A 16,010-nucleotide genomic window follows, 5' to 3' on the forward strand; every position below is an offset into this window, starting at 1 on the left:
AGTTCGTCCAGTTCTTCTCGATGGCGATCAGTTGAAGACCCATTCCGCGCCGACGGTCGCGCCCACCCCGGCACGGCTGGTGGCCACGCCGCCGGTGATGCTCCAGGCGTTGTTCTCGGCGGTGCGCCGGAAGCTGATGCCCACCGCGCTCTCGCCCTTGAACGAACCCGCGCCGATGCGCATCACCGTCTTGCCGGGCACGTAGCTGCCGGGCATCTGCAGCGCCATGGCCGCGGCCACGCCGGCGTAGGCGTTCTTCTCGACGCCGTCGATGCGGTCGTTGACCGCGTTGATGCGGTTGTTCAGGCCGCTGCCGAGCGCGTTCAACTGGTTCACGTTGACGGCGTCGGTGCCCGCCACGCCGGGCGCCACGTTGCGCACCGTGACCGGGCCGGTGGCATTGCTGCCGCCCATGCTCACGCTGTTGTAGTTGACCGAGCCGTCGGCGTTGCTGTCGTACTTGACCGTCGACTGGTCGATCGCCGCGACCGTGCCCTGCACGCCCCGCAGTTGCGAGACGTTGACCGCATCGCTGTCGGCCGTGCCCGCGGCCACGCCGGTGATCTGGCGGAACTGGCCGCTCGCCGCATTGCCCACCGAGACGGCCGCCAGCGTGCTGGTGGTCGCGCCGATGGCGATGCGCTGCGCGTCGGTGGCCGTGGGCGGCACGTAGCCCGCCACGCCCGCGGCCGTCGAGGCGACCGAGCCCGCGCCCAGTGCCACGCCGCCTGCCTGCGTCACGCTGCTGCCCGCGCCCATCGCCACGCCCTGCACGCCCGCGGCCGATGCCCCGGTGCCCATCGCGATCGAATCGGCCAGGTGCGAAGTTGCGCCCTGCCCGATCGCGATGCCGCCCGGTGCGCTCTGCTGCACCACGGCGCCGTTGCCGATGCCCACGCCGTTGTTGCCGTTGACCACCGTCTGCGGCCCGACCGCCACCGACTCCGCGCCGACCGCGAGCGAATCGGCCGCGGTGGAGTTGGCATGGAAGTACTTGATCGGCGTGACGGCGAAGGACTGCAATGCACCGCTGAGCTGCCGCACGGTGACCGCGTCCTGCGCCTGGGTGCCGTCCGCCACGTTGGTGATCTGGCGGTAGGTGGTGGCGCTGCCCACCGACAGCGCGCCCAGCAGGGTGCGGTCGGCGGTGTTGAACGGGATCAGCGCGCTGCCTGCGGGAATGTTGCCGCTGCTGCTTGCGACCGCCCGGTCGGACACCGCGCCCGAGCCGATGGCCACGGCGCCGTTGACGGTCGCGCTGGCATCCTTGCCCGACGCAATGGCATCGGCCCCCGTGGCACCGAGGTTGTCCTCGTTGCCGCCCCCCGTCGAGTTGACGCTGTAGTACTTGATCTTGTTGGCCGTGATCGTGGTGCTCAGGTTCTCGATCGACTGGTTGGTGGCGAACAGCTGCGAGCCGTTGATCGCGTCGGTCGAGGAGCCGGAGATCCGGCCTGCCGCCACGTTGGTGAGCGTGCGTTCGCCGCCCACCGTGCCGACGCTGACCGTGCCGATCGGCGAGACGCCCTGGAAGTTGTAGACCGTGCCGTTGATCGTCGTGCTGGCCGTGCCCACCGCCGCGCTCGTGGCCGAGCCCGCGCCCAGCGCCACGCTGTTGGCGTCGCCCGCCGTCGCGCCCAGGCCGATGGCCACCGCCGAAGCACCGGCCGCCGCCGCGTTCTTGCCCGACGCGATGGCGTCGGCGCCGGTCGCGCCGAGGTTGTCCTCGTTGGTGCCGCCCGTGGAGTTGACGCTGTAGTAGCGCGTCTTGTTGGCGGTGACCGTGGTGCTCAGGTCTTCGATCGACTGGTTGGTGGCGAACAGCTGCGAGCCATTGATCGCATCGGTCGAGGTGCCGGAGATCCGGCCGGCCGCGACGTTGGTGATCGTGCGCTCGGCGCCGCCCGAACCGACGCTGACCGTACCCACCGGGGTGACGCCCTGGAAGTTGTAGGTCACGCCGTTGATCGTCGTGCTGGCGGTTCCGACAGGCGTGGCTGTGGACGAGCCCGCACCCAGTGCCACGCTGTTGGCCGTGCCGGCCGTCGCGCCCAGGCCGATGGCCACTGCCGAAGCACCGGCCGCGGTCGCGTTCTTGCCGGAGGCGATGGCATCGGCGCCAGTCGCGCCGTCGTTGGCCTCGTTGCCGCCGCCGGTCGAGTTGACGCTGTAGTACTTGGTCTTGCTGCCGGCCACCGTGGTGTTCAGCTGGTCGACGTTCACGCCGTCGGTGCCTGCCACGCCGGGTGCCACATTCGTGATCTGCGTGCCCCCCGCGTTGATGCCGGTGGTCGTCACGCTAGGTCCACCCACGATGGTCAAGCCGCCGTTGTCGATCTTCGTGTTGCCTGTCGTCACGGAGTTGAAGATCGGATCGGCCACCACATCGACCCTGATCTGGTTGCCCGTGCGGGTGACGGTCGTGTTGCTGCCGTCAGCGAAGTCCGCCGTTCCGCCGGGGGCGATGTTCTGCGGCGTCGCTTCGCCATTGGCGCTCAGGTTCCAGCCCTTGCCCGCCGTCGTCGCGACGTCGGCGATCGACTGGTTGGTGGCGAACAGCTGCGAGCCGTTGATGGCGTCGGTCGAGGTGCCGGAAATACGGCCCGCTGCCACATTGGTGATCGTGCGTTCGCCGCCCACCGTGCCGACGCTGACCGTACCCACCGGCGCGACGCCCTGGAAGTTGTAGACCGTGCCGTTGATCGTCGTGCTGGCAGTTCCCACCGGCGTGGCCGTGACTGAACCCGAGCCCAGCGCCACGCTGTTGGCCGTACCAGCCGTCGCGCCCAAGCCCATGGCAACGCTGGAAGCACCAGCGGCCGTGGCGTTCTTGCCCGATGCAATGGCATCGGCACCGGTCGCGCCGTCGTTGGCTTCGTTGCCGCCGCCAGTCGAGTTGACGCTGTAGTACTTGGTCTTGCTGCCAGCCACCGTGGTGTTCAGCTGGTCGACGTTCACGCCGTCAGTGCCCGCGACGCCCGGCGCCACGTTGGTGATCTGCGTGCCGCCGGCATTGATGCCGGTGGTCGTCACGCTCGGTCCGCCCACGATGGTCAAGCCGCCGTTGTCGATCTTGGTGTTGCCCGTCGTCACCGAGTTGAAGATCGGATCTGCAGACACATCGACCCGAATCTGGTTGCCCGTGCGCGTGACGGTCGTGTTGCTCCCGTTGGCGAAGTCCGCCGTTCCGCCGGGGGCGATGTTCTGCGGTGTGGCCTCGCCATTGGCGCTCAGGTTCCAGCCCTTGCCTGCCGTCGTTGCCACATCGGCGATGGCCGAGTTGGTGGCGAACAACTGCGAGCCGTTGATCGCATCGGTCGAGGTGCCGGAGATCCGGCCCGCCGCGACGTTGGTGATCGTGCGCTCCGCACCTCCGGCGCCCACGCTGACCGTGCCCACTGGGGTAGTGCCCTGGAAGTTGTACGTTGTGCCGTTGATCGTCGTGCTGGCGGTTCCCACCGCAGCAGCCGTTGAGGAGCCCGCACCCAGTGCCACGCTGTTGGCTGTACCGGCCGTTGCACCCAAGCCCATGGCAACACTGGAAGCACCAGCAGCCGTGGCGTTCTTGCCCGAGGCAATGGCATCGGCGCCGGTCGCGCCGTCGTTGGCTTCGTTGCCGCCGCCAGTCGAGTTGACGCTGTAGTACTTGGTCTTGCTGCCAGCCACCGTGGTGTTCAGCTGGTCGACGTTCACGCCGTCGGTGCCCGCAACGCCCGGCGCCACGTTGGTGATCTGCGTGCCGCCGGCGTTGATGCCGGTGGTCGTCACGCTAGGTCCACCTACGATGGTCAAGCCGCCGTTGTCGATCTTCGTGTTGCCTGTCGTCACCGAGTTGAAGATCGGATCGGCAGACACATCGACCCGAATCTGGTTGCCCGTGCGCGTCACGGTCGTGTTGCTCCCGTTGGCGAAGTCAGCCGTTCCGCCGGGGGCGATGTTCTGCGGCGTGGCCTCGCCATTGGCGCTCAGGTTCCAGCCCTTGCCTGCCGTCGTTGCCACATCGGCGATGGCCGAGTTGGTGGCGAACAGCTGCGAGCCGTTGATCGCATCGGTCGAGGTGCCGGAGATCCGGCCTGCAGCCACGTTGGTGATCGTGCGCTCCGCGCCTCCGGCGCCCACGCTGACCGTGCTCGTCGGCGCAACGCCCTGGAAGTTGTAGACCTTGCCGTTGATCGTTGCGCTCGGCGTGCCCACCGCCGCGGCCGTGACCGAACCGGAGCCCAGTGCGACGTCGCCTGCGTTGTTGGCCACCGCCGTGTCGCCGAACGCCACCGCGCCCGCGGCCAATGCCTTGCTCGTGCTGCCGATCGCCACACTGCCCTGGCCCACCACCGTGTTCTGGAAGCCGATGCCCACAGCGCCCTGCGCCGCCGTGCCGGGGACGCTGACGTCCTGTCCGCCGCCACCGACCTTGTTGGTATTGCCCATCGCCACAGAGCCGTTGCCGGTGGCCGTGTTGTCCTTGCCCTGGGCCACCGCGCCGTCGCCGGTGGCGGTGTTCGGGTCGCCGATGGCGACCGCACCGTTGCCGTTGGCGACGTTGCCCGCGCCCATCGCCACCGCGCCGGTGCCGCCCAACACCCGCGAGTTGCTGCCGGCAGCGATCGAGCCCACGCCCGCTGCCGCAGCGACCGTGTTGCTATCGCCCAGCGCCAGGGTCGAAGCCGCCAGCGCCTGCGAGCCGTTGCCGATCGCCGTCGCATTCGTTGCCGATGCACTGGTGGACGCGCCGATTGCAACGGCGCCGCCAGCACTCGCGTTGGCCGAGGTGCCCATGGCCACAGCCGAAGTGGCGAGAGCCTTCGAACCTTGTCCGACCGCCACGGCCTTGTCCGCCGCGGCATTGGCGCCGGGGCCGATGGCTGTGGAGGTCACGCCGCTCGCCCTGGAGAAGACGCCGACAGCCACGCTGTTGGTTGCAAGGGCGTTGGCACCCGCACCGATGGCGGTCGAACCGCTGGCGCCAGCGGCTTTCGCCCCGACGCCCAGCGCGACGGATTGGTTGGCCGAGGCCTCCGCGGCATCGCCGATTGCCACCGACTGATTTCCGGTCGCGTTGGACTGGAAACCGGCCGCGGTCGAGTGCGTTCCGGAAGCGCGAGCCGCAACGCCGGCCGCCAGGGAGTTGGCCCCCGTCGCGCCATTGTTGGTGTAGTTCGCCTGCTGTATGCCGCTGTCGTTCACGCTGTAGTAGTGCGTAGGCGTGCTGGCGGCGATGGCCGCGATGGCCTGGTTGGTGGCGTACAGCTGCGAGCCGTTGATGGCGTCGGTCGAGGTGCCGGAGATCCGGCCGGCCGCCAGGTTGGTGATGGTGCGCTCGGCACCCGGGGCACCGACGCTCACCGTCGAGGTCGGCGTCGTGCCGGCGAAGAGATAGGTCGTGCCGCCGATCACGGTGCTGGGCGTGCCGACCGCCGTGTCGGTCTTGGAGCCCGAACCCAGTGCGACGTCGCCTGCGTTGTTGGCCACCGCCGTGTCGCCGAACGCCACCGCGCCCGCGGCCAGTGCCTTGCTCGTGCTGCCGATCGCCACACTGCCCTGGCCCACCACCGTGTTCTGGAAGCCGATGCCCACAGCGCCCTGCGCCGCCGTGCCGGGGACGCTGACGTCCTGTCCGCCGCCGCCGACCTTGTTGGTGTTGCCCATCGCCACAGAGCCGTTGCCGGTGGCCGTGTTGTCCTTGCCCTGGGCCACCGCGCCGTCGCCGGTGGCGGTGTTCGGGTCGCCGATGGCCACGGCGCCGTCGCCGCTCGCGACGTTGCCCGCACCGATGGCCACCGCCTTGCCCCCGGTAGCGGTGGAACCGTTGCCGATGGAGACGGCATCCGCGGCATCGGCGATGGCGTTGGTGCCCATCGCGATCGCGTTGAGTGCCGAGGCCTTGGCGCTGTTGCCGATCGCGACCGCCTGGTTGGCGGAGGCAAGGGCGAGCGCACCCACGGCGGTCGCGTTCTGGCCGCCCGCCGCCGTGCCGAAGCCCAGCGCGGTGGAGCGCGAGAGCGTCGCCGCGGCGTTGTTGCCCACGGCGACCGCGCCGTCGGCCGCGGCGCTGGCGCCCGACCCCGCCGCGACCGAACCGACGCCGGCCGACACCGCCTGGTTGCCCATGGCGAGCGAGAAATCCGCCGACGCGTTGGCGAGATTGCCGAGCGCGGCCGAACTGATTCCTGAAGCGTTGGACCGGGTGCCGATGGCTGCGGCATCAACGCCGCTTGCGCTGCTGCCCCAGCCGCCGGCAAACGCACGGCCGCCGCTGGCGCTCGAGCTGACGCCGACCGCCGTGGAGTTCCCTCCCGACGCGTTGGCAAAGGTGCCCAAGGCGCTGTCCCCGGCTCCTGTGGCGGTGGCGGAAGCGCCCAGCGCAACCGTATTGATATTGCTTGCGACCGTGCCGGTCCCCACCGCCACTGCAGAGGTGGCCGAGGCCGCGGCGTTGAGGCCGATCGATGTCGTCGCATTTCCAGCAACGGCAATGCCTGCGTTGGTGCCGATAGCGACGTTGTCGTTGCCGCTTACCAGGCTGCCCGCAGCAGCGTCCAGGTTGGCGTCGTAGGCGACCGTGCCGTCACCCGTACCCAACGCGACGTTGCGCGTTCCCGTGACGCCTGAACCCGCGCCTCGCATCACGCTAGGAATGCCTCCCCCCATGGCTGTGTTCTGCGCGCCGCTGACCAGCGTTCCCGCGGCAATGCCGACTGCGACCGACCCCGTATTGGCGGTCGTCGAACCCGCACCCGCCCCCTGGCCGACCGCAACTGTGCTGGCTCCCATCGCCAGCGCTTGCGCTCCAAGCGCAAGCGAGCTGTTTCCTTGCGCTCGCGCGCTGTTCCCGACGGCGGTGGCAGCCTCGTCGGTTGCTGTTGCCTCGTTCCCGACCGCGACGCTTCGTAGCGCGGTCGCTCTTGTGGAGTAGCCGACGGCGGTGGCGAAGTTGCTGCCTGCAACAGCTATCGTGCCAACGGCAATGGCATTGCCGCCATTCGCGGTCACATCCGTGCCGATCGCGATGGCGCCACCGGCCAATGCGCCGGTCGTGGGCCCCGTGCGTGCCCCCAGGTAGATGGAGTTGATGCCGGCGGAATAAGCTCCGAAACCCAACGAGATGGAGTTCTGCGCGGCGCTGTGGGAGGAATAGCCGACAGCGAGGCCGCCGAGCACATCGCTCACGGCAAGCGAACCCAGCGCGGTGGCGCCGATGCCCGATGCCTTGGAGCTCAGGCCCATGCACGAGGCGGTACCGTTGTACGCGTTGTACGGCGCCACGCTGCAATCCACCGCCTGCGCCTCGGCGAAAGAAGTCCACCCGAGGGCGCTGAGGGCCACCAGCGCAGTCGCGAGTCCCGCTCGCAGCCGCCGCGCCGGAAGCGCCGCAAACACGCTTCCTGCCGCGGCCAGCGCCACGAGACTGCCGCCGCGTTTTCCGCGGGCGTGGGAAATCTCCGATGCCGCAACCCAGGCACCAAGGGACTCATTCCAGAGCGAGCGGTAAGTTCTATTCATGGGATCCATCCATCCGTTGAAAAACCATTGAATGGCAGGCGCCATTCCGCTCCCTGGGCATTTTTTTGAAATTTCGTTTTGAAATTAATCTTAATAAACGAATGGAGTGCCGCAATGACTCATGTCGCATTTTGGAGTCATTTTGTCGAACCTATTTGTATTTTCAATTGACTCATAAACACGAATAGTAATATGAAGTTACTAACGAATAAAACTCTTACCACATCCATCGATGGAGTTCAATATAGTTATTATTTCTAATCATCATTTGGATATCGATTGATATCGAAATCATGATCTCTCGGAGGAGATTTACCCGCCTCCCTTGGCATTCAATTTCCATTTGATGTGAAAATCGTATTTATTCGGCGTCAAATGAATATCAATAAATACTCCCGCCAAATTGATCAAATTGGAAAAAAATGCGGGCACCCCGGCGTGCAGCCGGTGTGAAATGACGAGTTCGCTATTTGGCAGGCGCCTTGCCAATTCGTGCGTATTGCTGCTCGGCAGCATGCGGCCGCTCCCCATTGGCGAGCGACCAGAAAGCGCTGTGAATCCCGAAAAAGATCCACAGGCTTTTTTCTGCCCCAAAAGGCGCTGGGGCTTTCAATTGCACGCCACCCGCGGTGGTCGTGCGCGTTGGAACGTTCTTTCAGATCACCGGCGAGTCTTGCTTCAAGACACCGCCATGCCTCGCCTGACCTGCTGCGTGATTTCGTCGGCCAGCACTTCGTCCTGGCCGGCTTCGAGCCCGTCGAGCGCACGCCGGACGATGTCCTCGGGGCTGGACTTGGGCACGTCGAAGCTGCTGGTCATGTCGGTGTCGACATAGGCCATGTGCAGCCCCAGCACCTGGGTCTTCTGCGGCGCGAGTTCGCTGCGCAGCGCGTTGGTGAGCGACCAGGCCGCGGACTTGCTCGCCGAATACGCGGCCAACTCGCCGCCGTTCACCCACGAGGCGACCGACAGCACATTGAGCAACGCGCCGCCGCCGTTGGCCGCGAGCACCGGCGCAAAGGCCTTGCTCATGCGCAGCACGGCGAAGAAGTTGGTCTCCAAGAGGCGGCGCGCGACCTCTTCGCTGTCGGGCGCGAGAAAACCTCCGGCCTGCGCGATGCCGGCGTTGTTGATGACCAGCGTCACGTCCGAGGCCAGCGCCGCGGCGGCGGCCACCTCGTCGGGCTTGTTGACGTCGAGCCGCAGCGGCTCGACGCCGGCCTGCGTGACGGTGGCGGGGTCGCGTGCACCGGCGTAGACCTTGCGGGCGCCGCGGGCGAGCAATTCGCGCGTGAATGCGAGGCCGAGGCCGCGGTTGGCACCGGTGACGAGGACGACTGCATTTTCGATCTTCATGAAATATCTCCAGGGGGTTGTGGGTTGAAAAACAGGTTCACTTGAGCTTGATGACGACCTTGCCCTTGGCACGGCCGGCTTCGACATAGGCGAGCGCCTCGTTGGTCGAAGCGAAGGGAAAGACGCGATCGATCACCGGGCGGATGGCGCCGGACTCGATGAGCCGGGCGATCTCGCGCAACTGGCCGCCGTTCGCCCTCATGAAGAGGAACGAATAGCCCACGCCGCGGGCGCGCGCCCGGCGCCGGATGCCGGCGCTCAGCAGCCGGATGACCAGCCGCACGAAACCGGGCGCTGCGATCGCCTCGCCGAATTCTGGATCGGGCGGCCCGGAAATGGAGATGAGCTTTCCGCCGCACTTGAGCACGCGCAGGGACTTCTCGAGCGTCTTGCCGTCCTGGCTGTTCAGCACGACGTCGCAGCCGCTCAGGATGTCTTCGAAATCCTGCTTGCGGTAATCGACGACGACGTCCGCACCCAGGCGCCGGACGAACTCGACATTGGACGTGCCCGTCGTCGTGGCGACGGTGGCGCCCAGGTGCTTCGCGAGCTGGATGGCAAAGGTGCCTACGCCGCCGGAGCCCGCCTGGATGAAGACCTGCTGCCCCTTCCCGAGCCCCGCCTTCTCAACGAGCGCCTGCCATGCGGTCAGGCCGACCAGGGGGATGGAAGCGGCCTCCTCCATCGTGAGGTTCCCGGGCTTGAGCGCGAGCGAGGCTTCCTTCACCGGTACGAACTCCGCGAAGGTGCCGATGCGGAAATCGTCGGTCCGCGCATAGACCTCGTCGCCCACCTTGAACTGCCGCACCTGCGGCCCGGTCTTGACCACGACGCCGGCCACGTCGTGCCCCAGCACGAGCGGCAGGCGGTACGGCAGGATGAGCTTGAACTCGCCGTTCCTGATCTTGGCGTCCAGCAGGTTCACACCCGCGGCGTGGACCTCGACCAGGACCTCGTCGTCGCGCAGGCTGGGCATCGGCATGTCCGCCGATCGCAACGCACCTTTCTTGCCGTACCGATCGAGAACAAATGCCTTCATGGTGTTTCCTTGGGATTGGCGGAGGAAAAAATCGAACTTCGCATGATGTTCATCATATTTAAAGGCAAGCAAATGGCCGGCATCCTCCAGGTTGAAATCAGGCGCCGGCGGGAAGCAGCCGCTGGAGGGCCGTCTCGAGCAGGCGCTCGGACAGCGCGGGCTCGTCGACCGCGCGGGCCAGCGTCAAGGCGCCGACCATGGTGGCAATCGTCACCAGCGCCTGCTCGTGGGCGCCGGGCTGCCCCCAATCGGGCAACTGGCGGGCGACCAGGTCGACCATCGCCTTGATGTGCCGGGTCGTCGCGCTGCGCACTTCAGGCGCCTGCCGCGGGGTTTCCGAGCCCAGCGCGGCCAAGGGGCAGCCGATGTCCGCGTGCTCCTGGTGCTCTTTCGAGAGGTAGGCGCGCAGCATGCGCTCCAGGGCCTTGCCGGTGGGGACACTGGCCGCGGCGTCCGTTGCTGCGGCCGCCGACTCCGCGCACGCCCGGACGGCAGCTTCGGCCAGCATGGCTTCGCGCGACGGGAAATGCGCGTAGAACGCGCCGTGCGTCAGGCCCGCCTCTTTCATGATGTCGGCGACGCCGGTGCCGTCGTAGCCGCTGCGGCGAATGGCCTTGGCGGCCACGGCCACGATGCGTTCGTGCGAAGCCTCCTTGGCGGCACTCCTGGCGTTGATTTTCGAGTTTGGCATTACGCGCATCATGCCAAATTAACCGGGCAAGCGCAAGACGGCTGCCAACTGCCGCTTCTCAACCCAGTGCGTCGTTCACCTGCTCGTTGAATTCCGTCTGGCTGAGCGCCGCGCCGATTTCCCGCGGCATCGCATCGCGCACCGAGAACACGCCCAGGATCTTCGCCCCCGACACCAGCGGCAGGTGGCGAAAGCCGCGCTCCAGCATCAGCACGACCGCGTCGGACACCAGCGTCTCGGGCGGCACGCAGATCGGGTTGGGCGTCATGACCTCTCGCACCGGCGTGCGGTCGGGGTCGAGCCCCTTGGCGAGCACGCGGGTCATCAGGTCGCGCTCGGTGAGGATGCCCAGCAGCGTGTCGGGCAGCTCCATGACGAGCACGCTGCCGCAGTTGGCACGCGTCATCACGCAGGCGGCGTCGCGCACGCTGGCCTGCGGACCCAGGCTGACGACGTGCTTGCGCGTGACGGATTGGAAAACGGTGCGCTCGGCCATGGTGCGCCCTCCGGAAGTAAGGTCGATGGTGCCGCCGGCGCCGGCTCAGCGCAAGGAGGCGTTCAGCTTTTCCAGCGCGGTCGCGCCGGGGCACAGCGCGTCGGCGTCCAGCGTGTTGAGCGGCCGGCTGGAGGTGTTGAGCGCCGTGTGCAGGTCGGTGGCCAGCGGGTCGACGTAGAGCAGCCCGGTCACCACCTCGCCCATCTCGTGGTGGCGCTGCATGTAGGCCATCGCGGCGTAGCGGTCGCCGGGGTTGTAGTCGGGGTGGAGGCTGCGCAGCCGCAGCAGCGTGCCGTCGTGCTGGCGCACATCCATCACCTCGCCCGGGCCGATGTCGGCGGTGATTTCCTCGCGCCCGCTGATGAAGTCGATGCGGCTCACCGCCTCGTTGTGCTCGCGCACGTAGTCGTAGCTCTTGGTGCTGCCGGGGTGGTTGTTGAAGGCGACGCACGGGCTGATCACATCGATGAAGGCCGAGCCGCCGTGGCTGATCGCACCCTTGATGAGCGGCACCAGCTGCGCCTTGTTGCCCGAGAAGCCGCGCCCCACGTAGCTCGCGCCCAGTTGCAGCGCCAGCGCCACCAGGTCCACCGGGCTGTCGGTGTTGACCACGCCCTTCTTGCTCTTGGAGCCCTGGTCGGCCGTGGCCGAGAACTGGCCCTTGGTGAGGCCGTAGACGCCGTTGTTCTCCACGATGTAGGCCATGCGCACGCCGCGCCGCATGGCATGCGCGAACTGGCCGAGGCCGATGGAAGCCGAGTCGCCGTCGCCCGAGACGCCCAGGTACAGCAGGTCGCGGTTGGCCAGGTTGGCGCCGGTCAGCACGCTGGGCATGCGGCCGTGCACGGTGTTGAAGCCGTGCGAGGCGCCGAGAAAATAGTCCGGCGTCTTCGAGCTGCAGCCGATGCCCGAGAGCTTGGCGACGCGGTGCGGCTCGATGTCCAGCTCCCAGCAGGCCTCGATGATCGCGGCGGAAATCGAGTCGTGGCCGCAGCCGGCGCACAGCGTGGAGATCTTGCCCTCGTAGTCGCGCCGCTTGTAGCCGACCTTGTTGGTGGCCAGCGTCGGATGGTGCAGCCGTGGCTTGGCGAGATAGGTCATGCGGATTCCTTCGCAGTGGCGACGCCGGCCGTCTTCCGCACATGCGCGGCGATGGCCTGGCCGATGAAGCGCGCGGTGATCGGCGTGCCGTCGAAATGCAGCACGCGCACCAGCCGGGCCGGATCGAACTCCAGCTCGTTGACCAGCAGGCTGCGCATCTGCGCATCGCGGTTCTGCTCGACCACGAACACCTGCCGGTGCGCGGCGAGGAACTCCGCCACGCTCTCGGGGAACGGAAACGCGCGCAGCCGCATCGCATCGAGGTGGATGCCCTCTTCTTCCAGCGCCTCGAGCGCCTCGTGCATCGACGGGCTGGTCGATCCGAAATAGATCACGCCCAGGTCGGTCTTCTCTGCCGCGGGCCGCAGCACCGGCTGAGGCACCAGCGTGGCCGCGGTGGCGAACTTCTTCAGCAGCCGCTCGACGTTGTAGATGTAGTCCGGCCCGCGCTCCGAGTACCGCGCATACGCATCGCGCGTGGTGCCTCGCGTGAAGTAGCTGCCCTTGGTCGGGTGCGTGCCCGGCAGCGTGCGCCATGGAATGCCGTCGCCGTCCACGTCCTTGTAGCGGCCGAAATCGCGGCCCGCCTCCAGCTCTTCGGCGGTCATCACCTTGCCGCGGTCGTAGGCCTTGGCGTCGTCCCATGCGAAGGGCTCGCACAGGCGCTGGTTCATGCCGATGTCCAGGTCGGTCATGAGGAACACCGGCGTCTGCAGCCGGTCGGCCAGGTCCAGCGCGGCCGCCGCATGTTCAAAGCACTCGTGCGGGTCTTCGGGGAACAGCAGCACATGCTTGGTGTCGCCGTGCGAGGCATAGGCGCACGAGAGGATGTCGGCCTGCTGCGTGCGCGTCGGCATGCCCGTGGAAGGCCCGCCGCGCTGCACGTTGATGAGCGTGACCGGAATCTCCGCGAAGTACGCGAGGCCGATGAACTCGGTCATGAGGGAGATGCCCGGCCCCGAGGTCGGCGTGAAGGCGCGCGCGCCGTTCCATCCGGCGCCCACCACCATGCCGATGGAGGCGAGCTCGTCTTCGGCCTGCACGATGGCAAAGCGGTGCTGGCCGGTGGCGGGGTCCACGCGGAACTTGGTGCAGTACTTCTGGAAAGCCTCGGCCACCGAGGACGACGGCGTGATCGGGTACCAGGCCGCCACCGTCGCACCGCCATACACGCAGCCCAGCGCCGCCGCGCTGTTGCCGTCCACGAAGATGCGGCTGCCCACGCGGTCGGCGCGCCGCACCTGGATGCCCAGCGGTTCGCGCAGGTGCTCGCGCGCGAAGTCGCAGCCCAGGTGCAGCGCCTGCACGTTGGAGGCCAGCAGTTTTTCCTTGCCCTTGTACTGCTCGCCGAAGAGCTTCTCGACCACCTCGGGCTCGATGCCCAAAAGGATGGCCAGCGCGCCGACGTAGACGATGTTCTTGAAGAGCTGCCGCTGGCGCGGGTCCTGATAGACCGCGTTGCAGATCTCGGTGAGCGGCATGCCGATCACGCGGATGTCGTCGCGGAACTTCGAGGGCGGCAACGGCCGCGTGCTGTCGTAGAAGAGATAGCCGCCGGGTTCCAGCTCGGCCAGGTCGGCGTCCCAGGTCTGCGGGTTCATCGCCACCATCATGTCGGTGCCGCCGCGGCGCCCGAGATGGCCCGCTTCGGTCACGCGCACCTCGTACCAGGTCGGCAGGCCCTGGATGTTGCTCGGGAAGATGTTGCGCGGGCTCACCGGCACGCCCATGCGCAAGATGGCCTTGGCAAACAGTTCGTTGGCCGAGGCCGAACCCGAGCCGTTGACGTTGGCGAACTTGATGACGAAGTCGTTGATGCCTTCGATCTGCGGAACAGGTGCGCTCATGCCGCCACCCCCTGCTCATGCGCTTGGCCCGCCGGCGTCATCTTCAGCAGGAATTTCTGCATGTCCCAGGCCCCCGTGGGGCAGCGCTCGGCGCACAGGCCGCAGTGCAGGCAGACGTCCTCGTCCTTCACCATCACGCGTCCGGTCTTCAACCCGCCGGACACGTACAGGTCCTGCGCAAGATTCAACGCGGGCGCCTTGAGCCGGCCGCGCAGGTCGGCCTCGTCGCCGTTCTCGGTGAAGCTGATGCAGTCCATCGGGCAGATGTCCACGCAGGCATCGCACTCGATGCAGGCGGGTTCGGTGAACACGGTCTGCACGTCGCAGTTGAGGCACCGCTCGGCCTCCTTGAAGGCGGTGGCGGCGTCGAAGCCCAGCTCCACCTCCACGCGGATGCTCGCGAGCGCCGTCTCGGCCTTGGCCCACGGCACCTTGTAGCGCAGGTCGTTGGAGGTGTCGTTGTCGTAGCTCCACTCGTGGATGCCCATCTTCTGCGACACCAGGTTGGTCATGGGCGCGGGGCGCACGTACACCGGCTCGGCGCGCAGCAGCTTGTCGATCGACACGGCCGCCTCATGGCCGTGGGCCACGGCCGTGATGATGTTCTTCGGGCCGAAGGCCGCATCGCCGCCGAAGAACACGTTCGGCACCGTCGACTGGAAGGTGTTCTTGTCGAGCGTGGGCAGGCCCCACTTGTCGAAGGCGATGCCGCTGTCGCGCTCGATCCACGGAAAGGCGTTTTCCTGTCCCACCGCGACCAGCACCTCGTCGCATTCGAAGAAGGCATCGGGCTCGCCGGTGGGCACCAGCGAGCGGCGGCCCTTGTCGTCGTACTCGGCGCGGACCACCTCGAAGGTCATGCCCTTGAGCTGACCCTGGTCATGCACAAAGGCCTTGGGCACGTGGAAGTTGACGATCGGAATGCCCTCGTGCTGCGCGTCTTCCTTCTCCCACGGCGAGGCCTTCATCTCGTCGAAGCCGCTGCGCACGATCACCTTCACGTCGGTGCCGCCCAGGCGCCGCGCCGAGCGGCAGCAGTCCATGGCCGTGTTGCCGCCGCCCAGCACGATCACGCGCTGGCCGATGCGCGTGATGTGGCCGAAGGACACGGAGTTGAGCCAGTCGATGCCGATGTGAATGCTGGCCGCCGCTTCCTTGCGGCCGGGCACGTCGAGGTCGCGCCCGCGCGGCGCGCCGCAGCCGACGAAGATCGCGTCCCACCCCTCGGCCATCAGCGCCTTCATCGAGTCGATGCGCTCACCGCCGCGGAACTCGACGCCCAGGTCGAGCACATAGCCCGTTTCCTCGTCGATCACCGATTCGGGCAGGCGAAAGCGCGGGATCTGCGTGCGGATGAAGCCGCCCGCCTTGGCCTCGCCGTCGAACACCGTCACCTCGTAGCCAAGCGGTGCGAGGTCGCGCGCCACGGTGAGCGAGGCCGGCCCCGCGCCGATGCAGGCGACGCGCTTGCCGTTCTTCGCCGCGGGCTTGGGCATGCGCGCGCGCACGTCGTCCTTCATGTCGGCGGCCACGCGCTTGAGGCGGCAGATGGCCACCGGCTCAGGCGCCTGGGCATTGCTTTCCTCCACGCGCCCGCGCCGGCAGGCCGGCTCGCAGGGCCGGTCGCAGGTGCGCCCGAGGATGCCCGGGAAGACGTTGGAGGCCCAGTTGATCATGTACGCATCGCCGTAGCGGCGCTGCGCGATCATGCGGATGTACTCGGGGACGGGGGTGTGCGCCGGACAGGCGTACTGGCAATCGACGACCTTGTGGAAATAGGCCGGGTTGGCAATGTCGGTTCGCTGCAATGCGTTTCTCCTGACAGTCGCCCTGGCCCCGAAGGGGCCGGCTTGTGGGGTTTGGCGCAGTATGCGCCGCAGTGGCGGTTGCACCACCTTGGTGAAATCCCGCAGCGGCGCTCACATAGAACGCGCCCGAACGATGTGCGCGCGCCACATTGGATTCGGCCTGCGCCCTGCC

9 protein-coding genes are annotated in these 16,010 nt (G+C 67.5%); all 9 read right to left on the minus strand.

The window, feature by feature from the left end:
• Positions 1-27: 27 nt before the first annotated feature.
• Complete coding sequence (locus tag J2W23_RS01965) at positions 28-7,500, minus strand: ESPR-type extended signal peptide-containing protein (RefSeq protein ID WP_307647481.1); 7,473 nt, start codon at positions 7,498-7,500, stop codon at positions 28-30.
• A 312-nt stretch (positions 7,501-7,812) separates the two neighbouring features.
• Positions 7,813-8,016 (minus strand): hypothetical protein, encoded by a 204-nt coding sequence (locus J2W23_RS01970; RefSeq protein ID WP_307647482.1) that lies wholly within the window; start codon positions 8,014-8,016, stop codon positions 7,813-7,815.
• 162 nt (positions 8,017-8,178) lie between these two features.
• Positions 8,179-8,856, minus strand: a complete 678-nt coding sequence (locus J2W23_RS01975; protein WP_307647483.1) for an SDR family oxidoreductase — start codon at positions 8,854-8,856, stop codon at positions 8,179-8,181.
• Positions 8,857-8,893: 37 nt separating this feature from the next.
• Positions 8,894-9,895 (minus strand): NADP-dependent oxidoreductase, encoded by a 1,002-nt coding sequence (locus J2W23_RS01980; protein ID WP_307647484.1) that lies wholly within the window; start codon positions 9,893-9,895, stop codon positions 8,894-8,896.
• A 97-nt stretch (positions 9,896-9,992) separates the two neighbouring features.
• Complete coding sequence (locus tag J2W23_RS01985; RefSeq protein ID WP_307647485.1) at positions 9,993-10,598, minus strand: TetR/AcrR family transcriptional regulator; 606 nt, start codon at positions 10,596-10,598, stop codon at positions 9,993-9,995.
• A gap of 46 nt (positions 10,599-10,644) precedes the next feature.
• Positions 10,645-11,082 (minus strand): CBS domain-containing protein, encoded by a 438-nt coding sequence (locus tag J2W23_RS01990; RefSeq protein ID WP_176658114.1) that lies wholly within the window; start codon positions 11,080-11,082, stop codon positions 10,645-10,647.
• Positions 11,083-11,127: 45 nt separating this feature from the next.
• Positions 11,128-12,183 carry a 2-oxoacid:ferredoxin oxidoreductase subunit beta gene (locus J2W23_RS01995; protein WP_176658115.1) on the minus strand — a complete coding sequence of 352 codons (1,056 nt, stop codon included), beginning with the start codon at positions 12,181-12,183 and terminating at the stop codon, positions 11,128-11,130.
• The gene (locus tag J2W23_RS02000) at positions 12,180-14,030 is read right to left on the minus strand and encodes a 2-oxoacid:acceptor oxidoreductase subunit alpha (RefSeq protein ID WP_307647486.1); all 1,851 of its coding nucleotides are present in this window, start codon (positions 14,028-14,030) and stop codon (positions 12,180-12,182) included. Before J2W23_RS02000 ends, J2W23_RS01995 begins: the two co-directional genes overlap by 4 nt.
• The gene (locus tag J2W23_RS02005; RefSeq protein ID WP_307647487.1) at positions 14,027-15,838 is read right to left on the minus strand and encodes an FAD-dependent oxidoreductase; all 1,812 of its coding nucleotides are present in this window, start codon (positions 15,836-15,838) and stop codon (positions 14,027-14,029) included. The genes J2W23_RS02000 and J2W23_RS02005 overlap by 4 nt, the downstream gene beginning before the upstream one ends.
• Positions 15,839-16,010: the final 172 nt, after the last annotated feature.

Source organism: Variovorax boronicumulans (assembly GCF_030812215.1).
Taxonomy (GTDB): domain Bacteria; phylum Pseudomonadota; class Gammaproteobacteria; order Burkholderiales; family Burkholderiaceae_C; genus Variovorax; species Variovorax boronicumulans_C.

Coding starts and splice junctions, on each gene's coding strand:
- J2W23_RS01965 (WP_307647481.1), bottom strand. CDS start 7,500: ATGAATAGAACTTACCGCTCGCTCTGGAATGAGTCCCTTGGTGCCTGG.
- J2W23_RS01970 (WP_307647482.1), bottom strand. CDS start 8,016: ATGCTGCCGAGCAGCAATACGCACGAATTGGCAAGGCGCCTGCCAAAT.
- J2W23_RS01975 (WP_307647483.1), bottom strand. CDS start 8,856: ATGAAGATCGAAAATGCAGTCGTCCTCGTCACCGGTGCCAACCGCGGC.
- J2W23_RS01980 (WP_307647484.1), bottom strand. CDS start 9,895: ATGAAGGCATTTGTTCTCGATCGGTACGGCAAGAAAGGTGCGTTGCGA.
- J2W23_RS01985 (WP_307647485.1), bottom strand. CDS start 10,598: ATGATGCGCGTAATGCCAAACTCGAAAATCAACGCCAGGAGTGCCGCC.
- J2W23_RS01990 (WP_176658114.1), bottom strand. CDS start 11,082: ATGGCCGAGCGCACCGTTTTCCAATCCGTCACGCGCAAGCACGTCGTC.
- J2W23_RS01995 (WP_176658115.1), bottom strand. CDS start 12,183: ATGACCTATCTCGCCAAGCCACGGCTGCACCATCCGACGCTGGCCACC.
- J2W23_RS02000 (WP_307647486.1), bottom strand. CDS start 14,030: ATGAGCGCACCTGTTCCGCAGATCGAAGGCATCAACGACTTCGTCATC.